The organism is Bradyrhizobium denitrificans (genome assembly GCF_013179005.1).
In the GTDB taxonomy this organism is placed as follows: domain Bacteria; phylum Pseudomonadota; class Alphaproteobacteria; order Rhizobiales; family Xanthobacteraceae; genus Bradyrhizobium; species Bradyrhizobium denitrificans.
Genome location: NZ_JABFDP010000032.1, coordinates 52,019 through 70,653, shown reverse-complemented (window position 1 = coordinate 70,653; position 18,635 = coordinate 52,019). Strand labels below are relative to the sequence as shown.

The following is an 18,635-nucleotide window of genomic DNA, read 5'->3' as shown; positions in this document are numbered from 1 at the left end:
TTGACACGGGGCCGTATCGGTCTATTTTAAGCGCGTTCCGAGGGGAGCTCCGAGGGGGAGCTGAGATACCGCACGTGATGCGGTGACCCTTTGAACCTGATCCGGGTCATGCCGGCGAAGGGACAGGGATGCAGCAGACAACCACGACAGGCGGGGATCGTCCCGTATCCATCATCGGCGCCGGCATTGCCGGCGCCTGGCAGGCGCTGCTGTTCGCGCGCGCCGGCCACACCGTCACGCTGCATGAACGCAGCGACGCCGACCTGATGCTCTCCACCAGTCACTGGGCCGGCGGCATGCTGGCTCCCTATTGCGAGAGCGAGATTTCAGAACCTGTGATCAGCCGGCTCGGCCTCGCCTCGCTCGCGCTGTGGCGGCGCGAGCTGCCGGAGACGCCGTTCAACGGATCGCTGGTGATCGCGCATGCGCGCGACCGCGCCGATTACGACCGTTTCGCCCGCCGCACCTCCGGCTATGAACGCCTCGACGCGGCGCAGCTCGCAACGCTGGAGCCGTCGCTGGAGGGCCGCTTCCGCGAGGGGCTATTCTATCCGACCGAAGGCCATGTCGAACCGCGCCGCGTGCTCCCGAAGCTGCACCAGCGTATCATCGAGGCCGGCGGCCGCGTGCTGTTCAACAGCAACGTCACGGCGTCCGATCTCGACGGTCTCGTGATCGACTGCCGCGGCCTCGATGCACGCGACGCCGAGCCGGAGCTGCGCGGCGTCAAGGGCGAGATGATCCTGATCGAAACCGCCGAGGTGCAGCTGGCGCGGCCGGTCCGGCTGATGCATCCGCGCTGGCCGCTCTATCTGATCCCGCGCGCCGACAACCTGTTCATGCTGGGCGCGACCTCGCTGGAGGCCGAGGACACCGGCGTGTCCCTGCGCTCGGCGCTGGAGCTGCTCGGCGCCGCCTATTCGGTGCATCCGGCGTTCGGCGAGGCGCGCATCCTCGAATTCGGCTCGGGGCTGCGGCCGGCCTATCCGGACAATCTGCCGCGCATCACCGTGACGAGCGAGCGAGAGATCCGCGTCAACGGCCTCTATCGCCACGGCTTCCTGATCGCGCCGGCCCTGGCGCAGGCGACCTTGAACTACGTCGCGTATGGCCAGATCGACAATGAGGTGATGCGATGCGCGTGACCGTCAATGGCGAGGCCCGTGACATCAGTTCGACCGATGTCGCCGCGCTGCTGTCCGAGCTCGACTATGAAGGCAGCCATTTTGCCATCGCGCTGAACTACGACGTGGTGCCCAAGAGCCGCTGGTCCGAGACGCCGCTGAAGGCCGGCGACGAGATCGAGATCATCACCCCCCGGCAGGGAGGGTGATGATGGCCGTGGATTGCTCGCTCGTTCGTGATACTCCGCTGTCGTCCCCGCGAAGGCGGGGACCCATAGCCACCGGCGGCCGTGAGGACACCCGATCTCTCCCACCGTGCCCCTGCGCGATATCGCGCGGCATAGCTTCCGGCTTTCGCCGGGACGACGTGGGAAGACAACTGTCATCGCCCGGCTTCGCCGAGCGATCCAATCCACCGCGCCCTTTCGGCCTGACCGCACGGCCTCTGGAATACTGGATCCCCGCTTTCGCAGGGATGACAGCTTCCATTGTGGCAACCACCGTCCGCAACGACGGAGACAATTAATGCCCACCTTCTACGACAAGACCTTCACCTCCCGCCTGCTGATCGGCACCGCGCTCTACCCGTCGCCGGCCATCATGCAGGACGCGATCCGCGCCTCCGGAGCCGAGATCGTCACGGTGTCGCTGCGCCGTGAGGCCGCCGGCGGCAAATCGGGCGATGCGTTCTGGAAGCTGATCCGCGAGCTCAACGTCACGGTGCTACCGAACACCGCCGGCTGCCGCAGCGTCCGCGAGGCCGTCACCACCGCCAAGCTCGCGCGCGAATTGTTCGGCACGTCGTGGATCAAGCTCGAAGTCATCGCCGACAACGACACCCTGCAGCCGGACGTCGTCGGCCTGGTCGAGGCGGCGACGATCCTGATCAAGGACGGCTTCGAGGTCTTCCCTTATTGCACCGAGGATCTCTCGGTCGCGACGCGGCTGGTCGATGCCGGCTGCAAGGTCGTGATGCCGTGGGCGGCGCCGATCGGCAGCGCGAAAGGCATCATCAATCGCGATGCGCTGAAGCTGCTGCGCGACCGCCTGCCCGACATCACGCTCGTCGTCGACGCCGGCCTCGGCGCTCCCTCTCACGCGGCCGAAGCGCTCGAGCTCGGCTATGACGCGGTGCTGCTCAACACTGCGGTGGCCAAGGCCGCCGACCCGGTGGCGATGGCCCGCGCCTTCAGGCTCGGCTGTGATGCCGGCCGTACCGCCTACGAGGCCGGGCTGATGGACGCCCGCGACTTCGCCTCGCCCTCCACCCCTGTCGTTGGGACACCGTTCTGGCATGCCGTATCCTGATCGCTTCTATCCCGTCGTCGACAGCCTTGCCTGGGTCGAGCGCCTGACCAAGCTCGGCGTCGGCACAGTGCAATTGCGCGCCAAGGATCTCAATGACGGCGAGGCACTGCAGATCGTCACCGACGCGCTCGAGATCACCAAGGGCACGGCGACGAAGCTGATCGTCAACGACTATTGGCGCGCCGCGATCGTCGCCGGTGCCGAACATCTCCATCTCGGCCAGGAGGATCTGGCGGACGCCGACGTCACGGCGATCAAGCAGGCTGGCCTCACGCTCGGCCTCTCCACCCATGACGATGCCGAGCTGGAGAATGCGCTCGCGGCCGAGCCCGATTATGTCGCGCTGGGGCCGATCTTCCCGACCACCTTGAAAGCGATGCGCTTCGCCCCGCAGGGCATCCCGAAGATCAGCGTCTGGAAACAGCGCGTTGGCAATATCCCGCTGGTCGCGATCGGCGGCATCAAGCTCGAGCAGGCCGCCGAGATCTTTGCCGCCGGTGCCGACTCGATCGCCGTCGTCTCCGACGTCACCCAGAACGCTGACCCAGACGCCCGCGTCCGCGCCTGGCTCGACGCAACGAAGGAGCTGGCCTGATGCTCCGCGATCTCCACCGTCATTGCGAGCGCAGCGAAGCAATCCAGGGCTGCGCGTGCCGCTCTCGATGGCTTCCTCGCTCACGCGCCTCGCAATGACGTCCGCCATTCACTCCGACAACGACAATTGAGAAGGAGGATCCCATGAACATCCGCTCCAATCCCGACACGACACTGCCCGCCGTCACCACCGGCCCGCTGCCCTCCTCGCGCAAGATCTATGCGAACCCTGACTCCGCGCCCGATTTGCGCGTGCCGCTGCGCGAGATCATCCTCTCCGAGGCCGCCGGCGAGCCGAACCTGCCGGTCTACGACACGTCGGGCCCCTACACCGATCCCTCCGTCACCATCGACGTCAATGCCGGCCTGCCGCGCAACCGCACGGCCTGGGTGCTCGAACGCGGTGGCGTCGAGGAATATCAGGGGCGCGACATCAAGCCGGAGGACAACGGCAATGTCGGCGCCGACAAGGCGGCGAAAGCCTTCATCGCGCATCACAAGCCGCTGCGCGGCCTCGACGGCCACAAGATCACCCAGCTCGAATTCGCCCGCGCCGGCATCATCACCAAGGAGATGATCTACGTCGCCGAGCGCGAGAATCTCGGCCGCAAGCAGCAGCACGAACGCGCCGAAGCCGCGCTCGCCGACGGCGAGAGTTTTGGCGCCGAGGTCCCCGCGTTCATCACGCCGGAGTTCGTGCGCTCCGAGATCGCGCGGGGACGGGCCATCATCCCCTGCAACATCAACCACGCCGAATTGGAGCCGATGATCATCGGCCGCAACTTCCTCACCAAGATCAACGCCAATATCGGCAACTCGGCGGTGACCTCGTCCGTCGAGGAGGAAGTGGACAAGATGGTGTGGGCGATCCGCTGGGGCGCCGACACCGTGATGGACCTCTCGACCGGCCGCAACATCCACACCACCCGCGAATGGATCCTGCGCAACTCGCCGGTGCCGATCGGCACGGTGCCGATCTACCAGGCGCTGGAGAAGTGCAACGGCGATCCGGTCAAGCTGACCTGGGAGCTCTACAAGGACACGCTGATCGAGCAGTGCGAGCAGGGCGTCGACTACTTCACCATCCATGCCGGCGTGCGGCTGCAATACATCCACCTCACCGCGTCACGCGTCACCGGCATCGTCTCGCGCGGCGGCTCGATCATGGCCAAGTGGTGCCTCGCGCATCACAAGGAGAGCTTCCTCTACACGCATTTCGACGAGATCTGCGACATCATGCGCAAGTATGACGTCTCGTTCTCGCTCGGCGACGGCCTGCGCCCCGGCTCGATCGCGGACGCCAACGACCGCGCGCAGTTCGCGGAGCTGGAGACGCTCGGCGAGCTCACCAAGATCGCCTGGGACAAGGGCTGCCAGGTCATGATCGAGGGCCCCGGCCACGTGCCGATGCACAAGATCAAGATCAACATGGACAAGCAGCTCAAGGAGTGCGGCGAGGCGCCGTTCTATACGCTCGGGCCGCTGACGACGGACATCGCACCCGGCTACGACCACATCACGTCAGGCATCGGCGCCGCCATGATCGGCTGGTTCGGCTGCGCGATGCTGTGCTACGTGACTCCGAAGGAGCATCTCGGTCTGCCCGATCGCAACGACGTCAAGACCGGCGTCATCACCTACAAGATCGCCGCCCACGCCGCCGATCTCGCCAAGGGCCATCCCGCCGCGCAACTGCGCGACGATGCGCTGTCCCGCGCCCGCTTCGAGTTCCGCTGGACCGACCAGTTCAACCTCGGCCTCGACCCGGACACGGCCAAGAGCTTCCACGACGAGACCCTGCCGAAGGAAGCCCACAAGGTCGCGCATTTCTGCTCGATGTGCGGCCCGAAATTCTGCTCGATGAAGATCACCCAGGACGTCCGCGACTACGCCGCCACGCTGAACGATCCGACCACCGTCGGCATGACCATCAGCGGCACCATCGAAGACGGCATGGCCCAGATGAGCGCCAAGTTCAAGGAAATGGGCGGCAGCGTCTATCTCGATGCTGACAAAGTGAAGGAGAGCAACAAGGCGTTGTCCTGACGCCCGCCCCGCTCTCTCCATCGTCATGGCCGGGCGCAGACCCGGTCATCCATCAAGCCGGGCGAAAGCCCGGCTTCTTGTTTGATGACCTTAGCTGTTTGCTTCAGAACTTCACATCGTCGCAGACCCGCTTCAGCTTGATCTGAATGAAGTAATCGACGGAGGCCACATGCCCATCCACCACATCCCCGCCCCACCGCACGTCAAAGCTCCGCCGCTGTCGTTCGGCACGCGGATCGGCGACCTCCTGTTCATCTCCGGCATCCCCGGCTTCGACGCCCACGGCAACCTGCCCGATGAGTTCGAGGCGCAGTTCGCCAACATCGTGACCAACTTCACGCGCGTGCTGACCGAAGGCGGCGCTGGCCTTCGCGATCTCGTCAAGGTCAACGTGCTGCTGACGCGCGCGGCTGATGTCGCGACCATGAACCGGCTCTATGCCGCGGCGTTCGGACCGGCGCCGTATCCGGCGCGGACGACCTGTGTCGTCGTCGCGCTGCCCGATCCGAAGATGTTGATCGAGATCGAGGGTGTCGCCGCGGTCGCAAAACCGTAGGATGGGTTAGCGGACGGCGATCGACAAAGGCGCCACACTGACAGATGATGGAGGGGCGTTCGCGTCACCCACCCTACGCCGCGCTGTGTTACGCGCCCCTACAAAGACCATCTGCACAAAGACCATCTGCGGCGAGGCTTTCTCTCGGCGCTACCCCTCTTTACAGCTCAGGCAGGGCAATCGTTTGAACCCGACGCGCTGACGCGCAACTTAGCACAGCCCTGATGCGGCGCGGCCACGCTGCGGCGAGGTGTGCCGGTTCGCGCGCATTTGCCGCACAAAACCGCCATCGGCGCCTTCAAAAGGAACCACCGAGCACCCACACAGGGCCCGCCCCATCGGGGCCTGCTTGTTGCCGGAGTTGTCGATGTCGCGTTTCACCACCGCTTGTATTGTCGGCGGCCTTGCTGCCGCTTCTGCTTTTGCCTCCACCCCGGCACAGGCCGGCTATTACATCCTTCGCTGGGACAACACCGGGATCTGCCAGGTCTGGAGCGAGGCGTTCACGTTCAAGCCGATCCGCTGGCCGTCGGGCTACAAGATCGTCAGCCGTCCGGTGCCGACCTTCAATGAGGCGGTCAACCTGCAGGTCAGGCTGCGTCGGCAGGGCCGCTGCACGCTGTGAGGCGCCGCCAGCGCGCTGGTGCTGGTCACCGGGCACCCGCCCTCGCCGCGCGTAGGCCGACATCGCTGTGAACGGATGGCGGTCCCGCCTTGCGCGGCCCGCCCTTTTGTCGCACCACTTCGCGGTGGCTGCCGCGGCTGCATTGTGGCCGCGGCTGCAGCCATGATGATCTGGTCGGTTTGTTTCAGGAGATTGACGATGCGTCGCTTGACCACTCTCGCTGCCGCCGCGGCCCTGACGGCCGCCTCGCTCGCAACCCCGGCCCTGGCCGCGCCAACCGCCAAGACCGGCTATTACGTGATCCGCTGGGAGAACACCGGCATCTGCCAGATCTGGAACACCGAGCTGCAGTCGAAGCCGCTGGAATGGCCCTCGAGCTACAAGATCGTCTCCAAGCCGGTGCCGACCTTCGTCGAGGCCACCAACATCCAGCTCAAGCTGCGCGACGAGCGCCGCTGCTTCCTGTAAGCGGGGCGGAGCCGTGGCCGCCGGCTGCGCTCAGGCTTGGCCGGCAACCGGGCTCGCTTGCATCGGCACGAAGCCCGGCAGCGCGGCGATCCGCGCCAGCCACGCCGTCACATGGGGGTAACGCGCCAGCGCGATGCCGCCCTCGGGCGCATGCGCCGTGTAGCTGTAATGGGCGATGTCGGCGATGGTCGGCACGTCGCCGACAAGGAACGGCCGGCGGCCCAGCTCCTGCTCCATGACCGCGAACAGGCCATTCGCGAGCTGATGCGCCCTCGCCATGTCGAGCGGAGCGCCGAACAGGGTCGCCACCCGTGCCGCGGCCGCTCCGAAGGCGAGCGGCCCTGCTGCGGCGGACAGCCAGCGCTGCACCTGGGCCTGGCCGAGCGGATCGCGCGGCAGCCAGCGGCCGGACTCATCATAGCGGCGCGCGAGATAGACCAGGATGGCATTGGAGTCGGGGATCACGGCATCGCCCTCGACCAGCACCGGCACCTGGCCGAACGGATTGAGCGCCAGAAAATCCGGCCGCTTTTGCGCGCCGCCGCTGAGGTCGACCTCGACATAGTCGCAGTCGAGGCCGAGCAGATGCAACATCAGCCGCGCACGATGTGCATGGCCGGACAAAGCGAAGTGATAGAGGCGGCGTTGGGTCATGCAGGGCTCCCGTCGTTCCGCCGCAAGGTCTAAGCCGAGGCCATGACACCCACAACGCAACGCGGCATCAATGGCTTGTTGCTGATCCCGCAATAATGCGACAGATCCCGCCCATGGACCGCCTGCCCGATCAGCTCAAGCCCGGCCTCCGCCTCGTTTTCGTCGGCACCGCCGCGAGCGCCCGCTCGGCCGCGACCGGGCATTATTACGCGCATCCCGGCAACCGTTTCTGGCCGACGCTGTTCGCGGTCGGCCTGACGCCGCGGCTGTATCGACCGCACGAATTTCCGGCGCTGCTGTCGCTCGGCATCGGCTTCACTGACCTCTGCAAGCAGGGCGCGGGCATGGACCATGTGGCGCTGAAGGCCGGCGTCGATGTCGCGGGCTTTGCGGCAAAGATCCGGCGTCATCGGCCGCGCACCATCGCCTTCACCAGCAAGAAGGCGGCGAGCCTGTTCTACCGCAAGCCGACCGGCGCGATCGCCCTGGGGCGCCAATCCGAGCAGGATGACTTCCCGACGGCGTTCGTGCTCGCCTCGCCCTCCGGCGCCGCGTCCGGTGCGTGGACCTTGCAGCCGTGGCAGGATCTGGCCGAGCACGTCGCGTCGGGCTAGCGCATGATCCTGGACAAGGGAGATGAGCCGCGCTGGACGTGATGGCGGCCGACAAGCCGGCGCATCAGCAGACTGCGGAAGGACCAGCCGAACGGCTGTGGCGTTCGGCTGTCATCGCCCGGTCAAGCCGGGCGACGACGATTGTTGTTTGGTCGAAGGATGCAGCAACTACCTGATCGTGATCGCGAGGCCCGACAGATCGACATTGGCCAACAGCCCGATCTGCTCGCCCGAGAGTTCGAGCACCGCGCCCTTCTGATTGGTCAGCACGATGCCACGCACGCCGCGGCCGACAGCAAGGCCCGCACCGGCGGCGCCATAGACGCCCTCGACATCGGACGGACGCCAGATGTTGCTGACGCGACCGCGCAGCACCGTACGCGAGCCGCCGAACACAAGCCCCCAATCGAGGCCACCGGTCGACAGCGGATAGGCTCGGCCATGGAAATGCAACATGCCACTGCCGCCGGAGCCGCCGATGATCCATCCCGCCTTGTAGATGGTCAGCGTGATGAAGCCGCCATCCGCATGCGCGGTGGTGGGCAGAACGGCGCCGGCTGCGGCCGTCAGTGCCACCAGCATACCGCGAAGGAAGGACGCAATTTTCATGGATCAAATCTCCAGTGACGTGAAGTCGAGGTCATTCGATAGCCACATGTGACAATCGCGCCCCACCAATCGAATCGATCGGGCCGAATTTAGCCCTTTGCGCGGCGCCAAGCATATGGCGCCGCTTGTGTGTTCGAAATGCCGCCACTTCGCCCCCGCGCGGCCGGCCCGGCGATCCGGGCGACCCGCGCCGCCGGGCGCACAGGCACGCCGGGAGGCGAAATGGGTCGAGACCCGCGCAAAACCATGGCGCTTTAGGGGTATTTCAACCCCAGGCGGCCGCTACGATGTTGCGTTAAGGACCCGTTAACCTTGTCCGACCACGGTGATTTACGGGCTGGATGTTTAGTTGGTCTCGATGTTTTCGCACCGTTTTCATCCGGTGCGGGCGTTGATCGGGAGGAGTTATGTCACAAGAGTTGTCAGCCGATGCCGCAAGTCCGTCACTCGTTCCACTCGTTATGCCGCCGTCGCCCTCCGCGACGGAGGTTCTGCCGCTGTTGATCGGCACGCCGCTGTCAGACATCGAGCGCGAGCTCATCGTTCAGACCCTGGCGCGCTGCAACGGCAATCGCACCCACGCCGCCAGGCTGCTCGGGATGCCGGTTCGTACCTTGCGGAACAAGATCCGCGGCTACACCGCCGAGGGCATTGCGGTCCCGGCCTATACGGCCTGAGACGACGGTGGACCATGCGAAATCCCTTCGCATGGAACTCATCAGGACGCGGTGCCGATTGATGTTGATCGATCGGCCTCGCGGCTCTGCTGCAATTGCTGCGGTTGTTGTGGCTCTGTTACCCTTCGCTGCGAATCAAATGATCGTAGCGGAGTTGCGGTAGTGGCGAAGAATCCGGCCGGACGCGGCCTGCAGGGCCCAGCGGGTCCACGTGGCCCGCAGGGGCAGCCTGGGAAGCGCGGACCGGATGGCCAGCGCGGCAAGCCCGGTCCTGACGGCAAAGCAGGACCACAAGGCAAACCCGGCCCGCAAGGACCGCGTGGCGAGGCTGGTCCGCCAGGCAAACCCGGACCCCAGGGGCCTGCAGGGCCGCAGGGACAGCAAGGCCCGCGCGGCGAACAGGGACCGCCCGGCACGCTGCCGACCATCGACCAGCTGATGCCCTGGCTGGAGCAGATCTTCGAGGCCTATGAGGATTACAAGCGCACGCGTGATCGCGAGGCGCATGAGCGCGAGGCCGCGCAACTCGCCGTGCGCGACATCTTCGCCGCAGTCCAGCATGACGACGCGCTGGACGAGGCCTTCGAGGACGACGATCCCCACGAGATCGACGTGCCGAAAAAGAAGAAAAAGAAGAAGCACAAAAAAAAGAAGAAGCACGAGATGCACGCCGACGAGCCGGACGCCGAGGACGAGGCGTTCTGAGCGTCGCGGCCCGCCCTGGCGCGGCCGCCCGGCTTGGGCCGAACTCAGCGGCCGAATCTGGCGGCCGAACGCTCGCGCGCCTTGGCAGCCTCGATCTCGCGATCGCGCGGCGGAGCCTGGGTCTGCAGCGAGCTCAACAGCCGCCGGGCCGCGTCGGCCACCTCCTCCACCGCACGTGCGAAGGCGGCTTCGTTGGCCTGCGACGGCGTGTTGAAGCCGGACAGCTTGCGCACGAACTGCAAGGCCGAGGCTTGAATTTCGGCCTCCGTCGCCGGTGGCTCGAAATTGAACAGCGTCTTGATGTTGCGGCACATGACAGGTCTCATCAATCCGGTGCTGAACCAGGTCGCCGGACGTGCTAACATGCGCCCGACGCGGCCGCCAAGAGTCGCGCATGATCCGGGGAAATTCATGCTTCGACAACTGGTGTTTCGACCAATCACGCTTCGACCCTGTGTCGCCGTCCTTGCTGCTTTCGTCGCCTGTTGCGCCCCGGCCGAGGCCGCGGACTATCCGGCCCCGAAACAGGCGGACTTCGTCGTCAAGGATTTCAAATTCCACACCGGCGAGACACTGCCGGAACTGAAGCTGCACTACACCACCGTGGGCGAGCCGACCGGACAGCCGGTGCTGGTGCTGCACGGCACCGGCGGCTCGGGCGCCAGCATGCTGGTGGCGCCGTTCGCTGGCGAGCTGTTCGGCAAGGATCAGCCGCTCGACGCGACGAAGTACTACATCATCATCCCCGATAGCATCGGGCACGGCAAATCATCCAAGCCATCCGATGGGTTGAAGACCGGCTTTCCGGCCTATGACTATGCCGACATGGTCGATGCACAGCACCGGCTGCTGACCGAAGGTCTCGGCATCAAGCATCTACGCCTCGTCATCGGCAATTCGATGGGCGGCATGCACAGCTGGGTCTGGGCAACGCGCTATCCCGACTTCATGGATATCGCCGTGCCGATGGCGTCGCAGCCGACCGAGATGGCGGCGCGCAACTGGATGCTGCGCCGGATCATGCTGGAGACCATCCGCAACGATCCCGACTATAGCGGCGGCAACTACACGACCCAGCCGCGCATGATGAAGTACGCCGTCACGGCCTATGCCACCGCTACCGCCGGCGGCACCATCGCCTATCAGCTCGCGGCACCGACCGCAGCCCTGGCCGACAAGATGGTGGAGGAGCGCCTGGCGCAGGCTGTTCCCACCGACGCCAATGACTTCATCTATCAATGGGAGTCCTCGCACGACTACAATCCGTCGGCGGATCTCGGAAAAATCAAGGCGACCGTGATGCTGATCAACTCCGCCGACGACGAGCGCAATCCGCCGGAGACCGGCGTCACCGGCGAGGCAATGAAGCGCATCGCCAATGGCAAGCTGCTGCTGATCCCGGCCTCGGCCGAGACGCGCGGCCATCTCACCACCGGCAACGCCAAATTCTACGCGCAGCCGCTGCGCGAGCTGCTGGCGAGCGCACCGCAGCGGGGCGGCTGATAGCGAGAGGGAACGACGAATGCGCAGGATCGTGCTGGCCGCTCTCACAATGGGGTCGCTCGCCGCTGCAGGCGTCGCCTTGGCCTTCGACAATGGCCAGTTCGAGAACGTTCCGCCCGATATCCGCGCCTGGTTCAAGAGCGTGATCGCGCCCAACGGCGTGCCATGCTGCGACATCTCCGACGGCCACCGCACGACCTATGATGTCCGCGACGGCACCTATTGGGTGCCGATCGAGGGACGCTGGATGGCGGTGCCGGAGCGCGCCATCATCCGCGACCGCGGCAATCCGGTCGGCGAGGCCGTGGTGTGGTACGTCCACCATCGCGGCGACATCATCATCAGCTGCTTCGTGCCGGCTGACGCCGTCTGAGAGCCGCCCCGCATCCAAGGAGAAGCGCTTTGAACGACCTCACCCACCCGAACCTCGCCGCGATCTATCCGAGCCCGAACGAGCGTGTGATCGCGAAGGTCCGGCCGGCGCTGGACGTTCACAGTCGGAAGTTCATCGCCTTGTCGCCGTTCTGCGTGATCGCAAGCGCGGGGAAGGATGGCAGCGTCGACGCTTCGCCGCGCGGCGGTCATCCAGGGTTCGTCCATATCGATAGCGACGATCGTCTGCTGATGCCGGACCGCCCCGGCAACAACAGACTCGACAGTCTCAGGAACGTGTCGGAAGGATCCGGCCTGGTGCAGCTGATCTTCTTTGTACCGGGACTCAACGAAACCCTGCGGGTCAGCGGCATGGCCGCGCTATCCACCGAGCCTGCCCTGCTCGCGCGGCTCGAGGAGTTCGGAAAGCCGCCGCGCTCCGTGCTCGTGATCGGCGTGCAGGAGGTCTACTTCCATTGCGGCAAGGCGATCATGCGCTCCAAGCTCTGGTCGCAGGAGGCACAGGTCGCCCGCTCCGCCATGCCGAGCATCAGTGAGATCATTCATGATCAGACCCGGCTCGGCACGCCCGAGCCTCAGCACGTCACCGACGCACGCTGGCGCGAGCAGCTTTGAGAATGCGATCTGTTTGCATGTGGGCGTCAGCGAGGAGTCATGAACGCTCTTCTATGATGCACATGCGCGCAAAGGCGCGCATGCCTTGACGCAGGTCGACAGTCGCGGAAATGGCAGAAATCAGCTATGATTATGTCATTCTCCGAACTGGAAAACGATCTTCGCAATGCCAACGCCCTTCCGTGTTGCCTGTTATTTGCCGCGCGCCCTGATCGCGAGCGCGCTTGTCCTGTTGGCACTCGGGACGTCACCCGTCAGAGCGGTGGCGGAGGATGTGAAGCTCACCGCCGAGCAGGCACGCAATCTCGGCATCCGCGTCACGCATCCCGTCCCGAGTCCGACCGACAAGACGCTGCCCTATCCGGCACAGATCGTCATCCCCACACCTCAGCTCTGGGTCGTCAGCGCGCCGGTGGCCGGCATGGTCACGAATCTGGCGGTCGGGCGCGGTGACCGCGTCACCACCGGACAACCGCTGCTGACATTGGAGAGTCCGAGCTTCGTCTCGCTGCAACGCGAATATCTACATGCGCTGGCCCAGGAGGTTCTCGCCGCCCAGCAGTTGAAGCGGAACGCCGATCTGTTCGACGGCAAGGCGGTGCCGCAGCGCGTGCTGGAATCGAGCCAGGCCGAAGCACGCCAGGCCAGCATCGTGGTCGCGGAGCGACGGCAGATGTTGCATCTCAGCGGTCTCTCCGACGACGCGATTGCGCGGCTGACCAACGAGGCGGCGATCAGCGCCACATTGACGGTGAACGCGCCCCAGGCCGCTTCCGTGGTCGAGATCGCGGTGTCGCCCGGCCAGCGGATGGAGCAGTCCGCACCGCTGGTGAAGCTCGCACGGCTGTCGCCGCTCTGGGTCGAGATTGCGATTCCGGCCACGAATATCGGTGCCATCAAGATCGGCGCCAAGGTCGAGATCGACGGCTATCCGACTCCGGGCCGCGTCATCCTGGTGTCCGAGACGACGGACGCCGCCACGCAGACGATCCTCGTCCGGGCCGAGATTCCGAACAATGGCGAATTGCATTCCGGGCAGACTGCAGCCGCGCGCATCGGCTTCATCTCCGCCGGAGAGAGCGCCTGGGAGATTCCGTATAGCGGCCTCGTCCGGCGCGGCGAGCAGACCTCGATCTTCGTCGCGATCGAGGGCGGCTTCCGGCAGGTTCCGGTGACGCTGCTCGCCGAGGATCAGGATCACGTCGTCGTATCAGGTCCGATCACCGAGCAGAACGACGTCGCCGTCGGCGGCATCTCGGCGCTGCGCGGCATTCTCCTGCGACTGGGACAATGATGCTGCAGCGCCTCGTCGCCTTCGCGCTGTCGCAACGGCTGTTCGTCCTCCTGAGCGTACTGCTGCTGATCGGCGCCGCCGCCGTGTTCCTGCCGAGCCTGCCGATCGATGCTTTCCCTGACGTCTCGCCGGTTCAGGTCAAGATCATCATGAAGGCCCCCGGTCTCACGCCCGAGGAGGTCGAGCAGCGCGTCACCGTGCCGATCGAGCTCGAACTGCTCGGCCTGCCGAACAAGAGGATCCTGCGCTCCACCACGAAATATGCGCTGGCCGACATCACGGTCGATTTCGAGGAGGGCACCGACATCTACTGGGCGCGCAATCAGGTGTCGGAACGGCTCTCGAACATCTCGCGCGACTTCCCCGACGGCGTGAGCGGCGGGCTTGCGCCGATCACGAGCCCGCTCGGCGAGATGTTCATGTTCACGATCGACAGTCCGGAGCTGTCGCTCGCGGAGCGGCGGAGCCTGCTCGACTGGGTGATCCGGCCCGCGCTCCGCACCGTGCCCGGCGTGGCCGATGTCAACGCGCTGGGCGGCCAGGTCCGGGCCTTCGAGATCGTTCCCCGGACGGATGCGCTGGCCGCGCGCGGCATCTCCTACGAGCTGTTTCGCAAGGCGATCGAGGCCAACAGCCGCAACGACGGCGCCGGCCGCGTCAACCAGGGCGAAGACAGTGCGCTGGTGCGCATCGAGGGCAGCATCCGCGGCATCGACGACATCAAGGCCATCGTCGTGGATACGAGGGATGGCATCCCGATCCGCGTCAGCGACGTCGCCCGGGTAAGGATCGGGGCGCTGACCCGCTATGGCGCGGTCACGGCCGACGGCAAGGGCGAGACCGTGGAGGGCCTCGTGCTCGGGCTGCGCGGCGCCAATGCCGGCCAATTGGTGCGCGACGTGCGCGACCGGCTCGAGGAGTTGAAGCCGTCGCTGCCGGCCAGCGTCAGCATCAACGTGTTCTATGACCGCAGCAAGCTGGTCAACCGCGCCGTCGGCACCGTCGTGCGGGCGCTCGGCGAGGCCACGGTCCTGGTCGTCGTGCTACTGCTGCTGTTCCTCGGCAATTGGCGCGCCTCGCTCGTGATCGCGCTGAGCCTCCCGCTCGCCATCGCGATGGCGCTGCTGGTGATGCGGGCCGTCGGAATGTCGGCCAACCTGATGAGTCTCGGCGGGCTCGCCATCGCGATCGGCATGCTGATCGATGCGCTGGTGGTCGTGGTCGAGAACATCGTCGGCAATCTCGGCAAGCATGATCAGAGCCGAAACGCGCCCTTGGTCCACATCGTGTTCCGCTCCGTCTGTGAGGTCCTGCAGCCGGTGGCCTCCGGCGTCCTGATCATCATCATCGTGTTCGTGCCGCTGCTGACCTTGCAGGGCCTCGAGGGCAAGCTGTTCATCCCGGTCGCGCTGGCCATCATCTTCGCGCTGGCGGCGTCGCTGCTGCTCGCACTGACCGTGATCCCCGTCGCCACCTCCTTCGCGCTCACATCGGCGTCCCACCATGATCCGCTGCTGATCCGCGCAGCCCAGCGGGTCTACGCGCCGGCGCTCGGATGGGCGCTCGGCAATGAGCGCAAGGTCATCCTCGCCGCAATCCTGTGTCTCTTCGCCGCCGGGTATGGCTATACTCGGCTCGGCAAGACCTTCATGCCGACCATGGACGAAGGCGACATCATCGTCAGCGTCGAAACCCTCCCCTCCGTCAACCTCGATGAATCGCTCGCCATCAATGCCCGGCTGCAGGCCGCCTTGATGAAGGTGCCCGATGTCGCCGGGATCATCGCGCGCACCGGCTCCGACGAGCTCGGCCTGGATCCCATGGGCCCCAATCAGACCGACACCTTCCTGGTGCTCAAGCCGGCGGAGCAGCGGCAGAGCGAAAACCGCGAAGCCCTGCTGCAGAAGCTTCGCGATGTGCTCAGCGATTTTCCAGGCATCTCGCTGAGCTTCACCCAGCCGATCGACATGCGCGTCCAGGAGATGATCAGCGGCGTCCGCGGCGACGTGGCCGTGAAGATCTTCGGTCCCGACATCGCCAAACTCAACGACATCGCCGCCAGGCTTTCGACGATCCTGTCGGGCATCGATGGCGCGGAGGACGTCTATACGACGCTGAACGAGGGGGCGCAGTACTACACGGTCACGGTCAACCGGCTGGAAGCCGGCCGCCTCGGTCTCACCGTCGACTCCATCGCCACCTCCTTGCGCACTCAGATCGAGGGACGGACGATCGGCACCGCGCTGGAAAGCGGCCGCCGCACCCCGATCCTGGTACGCGGCAGCGAAGCGACGCGCGAGGCTCCGACCCTGCTCGCAATGCTGCCGCTCACGCTGGCTGCCGGACAGCATGTCGCCCTGTCGCAGGTCGCGCGCATTCAGCGGGTCGACGGGCCGGTGAAGATCGACCGCGAGGACGGCAACCGCATGAGCGTGGTGCGCAGCAATGTCCGCGGCCGCGACATGGTCGGCTTCGTCCAGGCGGCCCAGCAGAAAGTGGCCGCCGAGTTGCAACTCCCGGCGGGCTATCGGCTCACCTGGGGCGGGCAGTTCGAGAACCAGCAACGCGCCGCCGCGCGCCTGTCCGTCGTCGTGCCGGTCGCGATCGGGCTGATCTTCGTGCTGCTCTTCACCACCTTCGGCTCCGTTCGCCAGGCCCTGCTGGTGCTCATCAACATTCCCTTCGCCCTGATCGGCGGCGTGTTCGCACTGGTCTCGACCGGCGAATATCTGTCGGTGCCGGCCTCGGTCGGCTTCATCGCACTGCTCGGAATCGCCGTTCTCAACGGCGTCGTGCTGGTCTCTCACTTCAACCAGCTTCGCACGCAGGGGCTGGCGGAGCACCTCATCGTCGTTGAGGGCGCCAAGCGCAGGCTTCGGCCGGTGCTGATGACGGCGAGCATCACCGCGCTCGGACTGGTTCCTCTGTTGTTTGCCTCCGGGCCGGGATCCGAGGTTCAGCGTCCCCTGGCCATCGTCGTGATCGGTGGACTGCTGTCCTCCACCCTGCTCACGCTGATCCTGCTGCCGATTCTGTATCGTCGATACGGCGGGCCGTCCAAGGAGGCGAGATGACCAGCCAATCCGTCTGCCTGACGCTGATTGCCCCGTACGAGCTGCGCGGCGAGCTGTTCGACTATATCGCCGAGCAAACCGATCTGGTCACCGGCTTCACGGCCTCCGAGGTCGCCGGGCATGGCACACGCATCCGGCTGCGCAGCGCTGCGGAGCGGGTCAAGGGACATGCCGACGAAGTCGCAGTGCAGATCGTGCTACAGGACAAAGACTTCGAGCAGCTGCTGGAGCGGCTCAAGAGCGCGTTCGCCGGAACGAAGCTCATCTATTGGGTTGTCCCGGTGAAGACTTTCGGCGTCCTCGACTAAGCCGTTCCGGCCCTCTCCGGAGTGGTCGATTCGGGGCCAGGCGTGTTCGGCCCTGAATCGACCAGCGCCAAGAGCAAGCGCCGGAGGGCGGAGATCAGTGCTCGCTTTCGAGCCCACCCACATGCTTCTGGGTGTAAAGTTCGAGGCCGATGCGGCCGATCAGATCGAGCTGAGTTTCGAGGAAATCGATGTGATGCTCCTCGTCCTTCATCAACTGCTCGAACAGGTCGCGCGAGACGTAGTCCTTCACCCCGTGACAATAGGTTGCGGCCTCCTGGTACAGCGTCCGCGCGGCGATCTCGGCGGCGAGATCGCATTCGATGATCTCCTTGACGTTCTGGCCGATGCGCAGCGGATCGAGCACCTGCATGTTCGGGAAACCGTCGAGAAACAGGATGCGGTCGGTGAACTTGTCGGCGTGCTCCATCTCCTCGATGGATTCCTTGCGCCAGACCTTGGCCATCTCCAGAAGGCCCCAGTTGTTCAGCAGGCGATAGTGCAGCCAATACTGGTTGATGGCAGTCAGCTCGCTGCGCAATCCCTTGTTGAGATATTCGATGACCTTTGGGTCGCCCTGCATAGATAAGCTCCGAAAAAGTTAGAGGCCGCAGGCGCTCAATAACAGGTTCGGAGTGCGGAGACGACTCTGTTCATGCGCATTTTCAGAGCGAAACAGCCGCGTTTACGGGCAAATGCGGATCAGCAGGCAGCCAAGGCGAAGCGGCTTTGAAGGTCGTCATCGGCGGCCTGCACGGAAGCGTGCCCATGACCATGCTGGCAGCCTGTCTGGCAGGCGCGCGCGCAGGGCCCCAGCGCCTCATCAATGATGCTCTTGATCGTGCGTGCACACCGTCCGCATTCCGCGCTGCAGCCAAGGCAGCCATAGACCTGCTTGGGGCTCCGCGGCGTTTCGTCCGCCGACTTCACCGCCTGGCGGATGTCGTGATCACTGATGACGTTGCAGGAACAAACAATCATGAGAAACCGGCCAATCCTCGTTGGTCAGCTATCGATAGTCATCCGCCCCTAGCCGCGCAAAGGGAAAACGGCGCTTTTGAAGCTATTCCAATCTCACGATCAACCTAGAATGGATCCAATGATGCGACTTGCCGCAGATCAAACTGGCAAAGATATTGATGGACGAGGCAGCGCCAGGCTCAATCCCCTCCTCCATCGCCGCCGCCATCTCCACCGCCGCTGTCGCCTCCGCCATCGATTGGATTTCCCATGGCATCGGTCGAGGTATTGAAGAACCAGCTCGACAGACCGGAGCCGTCGGTGCCGCTGTCCGACACGCCGGAGTCGCGTCGGGTATCATTGTCGGCAGGCGAGCGGCGCGCATCCCGGCGCCGATCGACCCGCACCAGCAGCACGTAACCGAGGGCCGAGGTCAGGCAGACGGCCATGGCGATGGCAATCGGGGTGGTCATGGCCGTCTTGCCCCACCGAGAAATTTTGTGCAATGCAG

At 65.3% G+C, this 18,635-nt stretch carries 23 protein-coding genes and 1 riboswitch; of the genes, 17 read left to right on the top strand and 6 right to left on the bottom strand.

The window, feature by feature from the left end; genetic code table 11:
* The first annotated feature begins 30 nt into the window (after positions 1-30).
* A riboswitch (TPP riboswitch) is annotated at positions 31-141 on the top strand.
* From HL671_RS30485 to HL671_RS30450, 8 genes are all read left to right on the top strand, one after another.
* Positions 129-1,145, top strand: a complete 1,017-nt coding sequence (locus HL671_RS30485) for an FAD-dependent oxidoreductase (RefSeq protein WP_172241497.1) — start codon at positions 129-131, stop codon at positions 1,143-1,145. Its footprint overlaps the riboswitch before it by 13 nt.
* Positions 1,136-1,333 carry a sulfur carrier protein ThiS gene (gene thiS / locus HL671_RS30480; protein WP_012046095.1) on the top strand — a complete coding sequence of 66 codons (198 nt, stop codon included), beginning with the start codon at positions 1,136-1,138 and terminating at the stop codon, positions 1,331-1,333. The genes HL671_RS30485 and thiS overlap by 10 nt, the downstream gene beginning before the upstream one ends.
* 316 nt (positions 1,334-1,649) lie before the next feature.
* Positions 1,650-2,432, top strand: coding sequence for a thiazole synthase (locus HL671_RS30475; protein ID WP_012046096.1), 783 nt, complete (start codon positions 1,650-1,652; stop codon positions 2,430-2,432).
* Complete coding sequence (locus HL671_RS30470; RefSeq protein WP_172241494.1) at positions 2,419-3,027, top strand: thiamine phosphate synthase; 609 nt, start codon at positions 2,419-2,421, stop codon at positions 3,025-3,027. The genes HL671_RS30475 and HL671_RS30470 overlap by 14 nt, the downstream gene beginning before the upstream one ends.
* 143 nt (positions 3,028-3,170) lie before the next feature.
* Complete coding sequence (thiC, locus tag HL671_RS30465) at positions 3,171-5,072, top strand: phosphomethylpyrimidine synthase ThiC (RefSeq protein WP_172241491.1); 1,902 nt, start codon at positions 3,171-3,173, stop codon at positions 5,070-5,072.
* Between the two features lie 169 nt (positions 5,073-5,241).
* Complete coding sequence (locus HL671_RS30460) at positions 5,242-5,628, top strand: RidA family protein (protein WP_012046099.1); 387 nt, start codon at positions 5,242-5,244, stop codon at positions 5,626-5,628.
* A 367-nt stretch (positions 5,629-5,995) separates the two neighbouring features.
* On the top strand, positions 5,996-6,253 hold the full coding sequence (locus HL671_RS30455; RefSeq protein ID WP_012046100.1) for a hypothetical protein: 258 nt from the start codon (positions 5,996-5,998) through the stop codon (positions 6,251-6,253).
* 198 nt (positions 6,254-6,451) lie between these two features.
* On the top strand, positions 6,452-6,721 hold the full coding sequence (locus HL671_RS30450; RefSeq protein WP_172241488.1) for a hypothetical protein: 270 nt from the start codon (positions 6,452-6,454) through the stop codon (positions 6,719-6,721).
* 30 nt (positions 6,722-6,751) lie between these two features.
* On the opposite strand, the gene HL671_RS30445 is transcribed toward HL671_RS30450, so the two are convergent.
* The gene (locus HL671_RS30445; protein WP_172241485.1) at positions 6,752-7,375 is read right to left on the bottom strand and encodes a glutathione S-transferase family protein; all 624 of its coding nucleotides are present in this window, start codon (positions 7,373-7,375) and stop codon (positions 6,752-6,754) included.
* Positions 7,376-7,488: 113 nt separating this feature from the next.
* Between HL671_RS30445 and HL671_RS30440 the strand changes: the two genes are divergently transcribed.
* The gene (locus HL671_RS30440; RefSeq protein WP_012046103.1) at positions 7,489-7,989 is read left to right on the top strand and encodes a mismatch-specific DNA-glycosylase; all 501 of its coding nucleotides are present in this window, start codon (positions 7,489-7,491) and stop codon (positions 7,987-7,989) included.
* A 168-nt stretch (positions 7,990-8,157) separates the two neighbouring features.
* Here the strand turns inward: HL671_RS30440 and HL671_RS30435 are convergent, their stop codons facing one another.
* Entirely contained in the window at positions 8,158-8,598 is a 441-nt protein-coding gene (locus HL671_RS30435; RefSeq protein WP_012046104.1) for a hypothetical protein, read from the bottom strand.
* Positions 8,599-9,005: 407 nt separating this feature from the next.
* Between HL671_RS30435 and HL671_RS30430 the strand changes: the two genes are divergently transcribed.
* Entirely contained in the window at positions 9,006-9,275 is a 270-nt protein-coding gene (locus HL671_RS30430) for a helix-turn-helix domain-containing protein (RefSeq protein ID WP_041750961.1), read from the top strand.
* 162 nt (positions 9,276-9,437) lie between these two features.
* On the top strand, positions 9,438-9,980 hold the full coding sequence (locus tag HL671_RS30425; RefSeq protein WP_172241482.1) for a collagen-like protein: 543 nt from the start codon (positions 9,438-9,440) through the stop codon (positions 9,978-9,980).
* 44 nt (positions 9,981-10,024) lie between these two features.
* On the opposite strand, the gene HL671_RS30420 is transcribed toward HL671_RS30425, so the two are convergent.
* On the bottom strand, positions 10,025-10,294 hold the full coding sequence (locus HL671_RS30420; protein ID WP_012046106.1) for a DUF2277 domain-containing protein: 270 nt from the start codon (positions 10,292-10,294) through the stop codon (positions 10,025-10,027).
* Between the two features lie 97 nt (positions 10,295-10,391).
* Between HL671_RS30420 and HL671_RS30415 the strand changes: the two genes are divergently transcribed.
* The 6 genes from HL671_RS30415 to HL671_RS30390 all read left to right on the top strand — a co-directional run bounded on the left by HL671_RS30415 (position 10,392) and on the right by HL671_RS30390 (position 17,167).
* Positions 10,392-11,483: an alpha/beta fold hydrolase gene (locus tag HL671_RS30415; RefSeq protein WP_172241479.1), complete on the top strand. Its 1,092-nt coding sequence runs from the start codon at positions 10,392-10,394 to the stop codon at positions 11,481-11,483.
* 19 nt (positions 11,484-11,502) lie between these two features.
* Positions 11,503-11,856, top strand: coding sequence for a hypothetical protein (locus HL671_RS30410; protein ID WP_172241476.1), 354 nt, complete (start codon positions 11,503-11,505; stop codon positions 11,854-11,856).
* 29 nt (positions 11,857-11,885) lie between these two features.
* On the top strand, positions 11,886-12,491 hold the full coding sequence (locus HL671_RS30405) for a pyridoxamine 5'-phosphate oxidase family protein (protein ID WP_172241473.1): 606 nt from the start codon (positions 11,886-11,888) through the stop codon (positions 12,489-12,491).
* A gap of 166 nt (positions 12,492-12,657) precedes the next feature.
* Positions 12,658-13,785, top strand: a complete 1,128-nt coding sequence (locus tag HL671_RS30400; protein WP_172241470.1) for an efflux RND transporter periplasmic adaptor subunit — start codon at positions 12,658-12,660, stop codon at positions 13,783-13,785.
* Positions 13,782-16,859 (top strand): efflux RND transporter permease subunit, encoded by a 3,078-nt coding sequence (locus HL671_RS30395; RefSeq protein WP_172241467.1) that lies wholly within the window; start codon positions 13,782-13,784, stop codon positions 16,857-16,859. Before HL671_RS30400 ends, HL671_RS30395 begins: the two co-directional genes overlap by 4 nt.
* Positions 16,856-17,167 (top strand): DUF3240 family protein, encoded by a 312-nt coding sequence (locus tag HL671_RS30390; RefSeq protein WP_012046112.1) that lies wholly within the window; start codon positions 16,856-16,858, stop codon positions 17,165-17,167. The genes HL671_RS30395 and HL671_RS30390 overlap by 4 nt, the downstream gene beginning before the upstream one ends.
* Positions 17,168-17,261: 94 nt before the next feature.
* On the opposite strand, the gene bfr is transcribed toward HL671_RS30390, so the two are convergent.
* The 3 genes from bfr to HL671_RS30375 form a co-directional block, all read right to left on the bottom strand.
* Positions 17,262-17,747 (bottom strand): bacterioferritin, encoded by a 486-nt coding sequence (bfr, locus tag HL671_RS30385; RefSeq protein ID WP_008964970.1) that lies wholly within the window; start codon positions 17,745-17,747, stop codon positions 17,262-17,264.
* Between the two features lie 119 nt (positions 17,748-17,866).
* Entirely contained in the window at positions 17,867-18,145 is a 279-nt protein-coding gene (locus tag HL671_RS30380) for a (2Fe-2S)-binding protein (RefSeq protein WP_012046113.1), read from the bottom strand.
* Positions 18,146-18,324: 179 nt separating this feature from the next.
* Positions 18,325-18,597, bottom strand: a complete 273-nt coding sequence (locus tag HL671_RS30375; RefSeq protein WP_172241464.1) for a hypothetical protein — start codon at positions 18,595-18,597, stop codon at positions 18,325-18,327.
* Positions 18,598-18,635 lie beyond the last annotated feature (38 nt).

Bases quoted from the DNA above. Each gene is read 5' to 3' on its own strand.
- HL671_RS30485 (WP_172241497.1), top strand. From the start codon at position 129: ATGCAGCAGACAACCACGACAGGCGGGGATCGTCCCGTATCCATCATC.
- thiS (WP_012046095.1), top strand. From the start codon at position 1,136: ATGCGCGTGACCGTCAATGGCGAGGCCCGTGACATCAGTTCGACCGAT.
- HL671_RS30475 (WP_012046096.1), top strand. From the start codon at position 1,650: ATGCCCACCTTCTACGACAAGACCTTCACCTCCCGCCTGCTGATCGGC.
- HL671_RS30470 (WP_172241494.1), top strand. From the start codon at position 2,419: ATGCCGTATCCTGATCGCTTCTATCCCGTCGTCGACAGCCTTGCCTGG.
- thiC (WP_172241491.1), top strand. From the start codon at position 3,171: ATGAACATCCGCTCCAATCCCGACACGACACTGCCCGCCGTCACCACC.
- HL671_RS30460 (WP_012046099.1), top strand. From the start codon at position 5,242: ATGCCCATCCACCACATCCCCGCCCCACCGCACGTCAAAGCTCCGCCG.
- HL671_RS30455 (WP_012046100.1), top strand. From the start codon at position 5,996: ATGTCGCGTTTCACCACCGCTTGTATTGTCGGCGGCCTTGCTGCCGCT.
- HL671_RS30450 (WP_172241488.1), top strand. From the start codon at position 6,452: ATGCGTCGCTTGACCACTCTCGCTGCCGCCGCGGCCCTGACGGCCGCC.
- HL671_RS30445 (WP_172241485.1), bottom strand. From the start codon at position 7,375: ATGACCCAACGCCGCCTCTATCACTTCGCTTTGTCCGGCCATGCACAT.
- HL671_RS30440 (WP_012046103.1), top strand. From the start codon at position 7,489: ATGGACCGCCTGCCCGATCAGCTCAAGCCCGGCCTCCGCCTCGTTTTC.
- HL671_RS30435 (WP_012046104.1), bottom strand. From the start codon at position 8,598: ATGAAAATTGCGTCCTTCCTTCGCGGTATGCTGGTGGCACTGACGGCC.
- HL671_RS30430 (WP_041750961.1), top strand. From the start codon at position 9,006: ATGTCACAAGAGTTGTCAGCCGATGCCGCAAGTCCGTCACTCGTTCCA.
- HL671_RS30420 (WP_012046106.1), bottom strand. From the start codon at position 10,294: ATGTGCCGCAACATCAAGACGCTGTTCAATTTCGAGCCACCGGCGACG.
- HL671_RS30415 (WP_172241479.1), top strand. From the start codon at position 10,392: ATGCTTCGACAACTGGTGTTTCGACCAATCACGCTTCGACCCTGTGTC.
- HL671_RS30410 (WP_172241476.1), top strand. From the start codon at position 11,503: ATGCGCAGGATCGTGCTGGCCGCTCTCACAATGGGGTCGCTCGCCGCT.
- HL671_RS30400 (WP_172241470.1), top strand. From the start codon at position 12,658: ATGCCAACGCCCTTCCGTGTTGCCTGTTATTTGCCGCGCGCCCTGATC.
- HL671_RS30395 (WP_172241467.1), top strand. From the start codon at position 13,782: ATGATGCTGCAGCGCCTCGTCGCCTTCGCGCTGTCGCAACGGCTGTTC.
- HL671_RS30390 (WP_012046112.1), top strand. From the start codon at position 16,856: ATGACCAGCCAATCCGTCTGCCTGACGCTGATTGCCCCGTACGAGCTG.
- bfr (WP_008964970.1), bottom strand. From the start codon at position 17,747: ATGCAGGGCGACCCAAAGGTCATCGAATATCTCAACAAGGGATTGCGC.
- HL671_RS30380 (WP_012046113.1), bottom strand. From the start codon at position 18,145: ATGATTGTTTGTTCCTGCAACGTCATCAGTGATCACGACATCCGCCAG.
- HL671_RS30375 (WP_172241464.1), bottom strand. From the start codon at position 18,597: ATGACCACCCCGATTGCCATCGCCATGGCCGTCTGCCTGACCTCGGCC.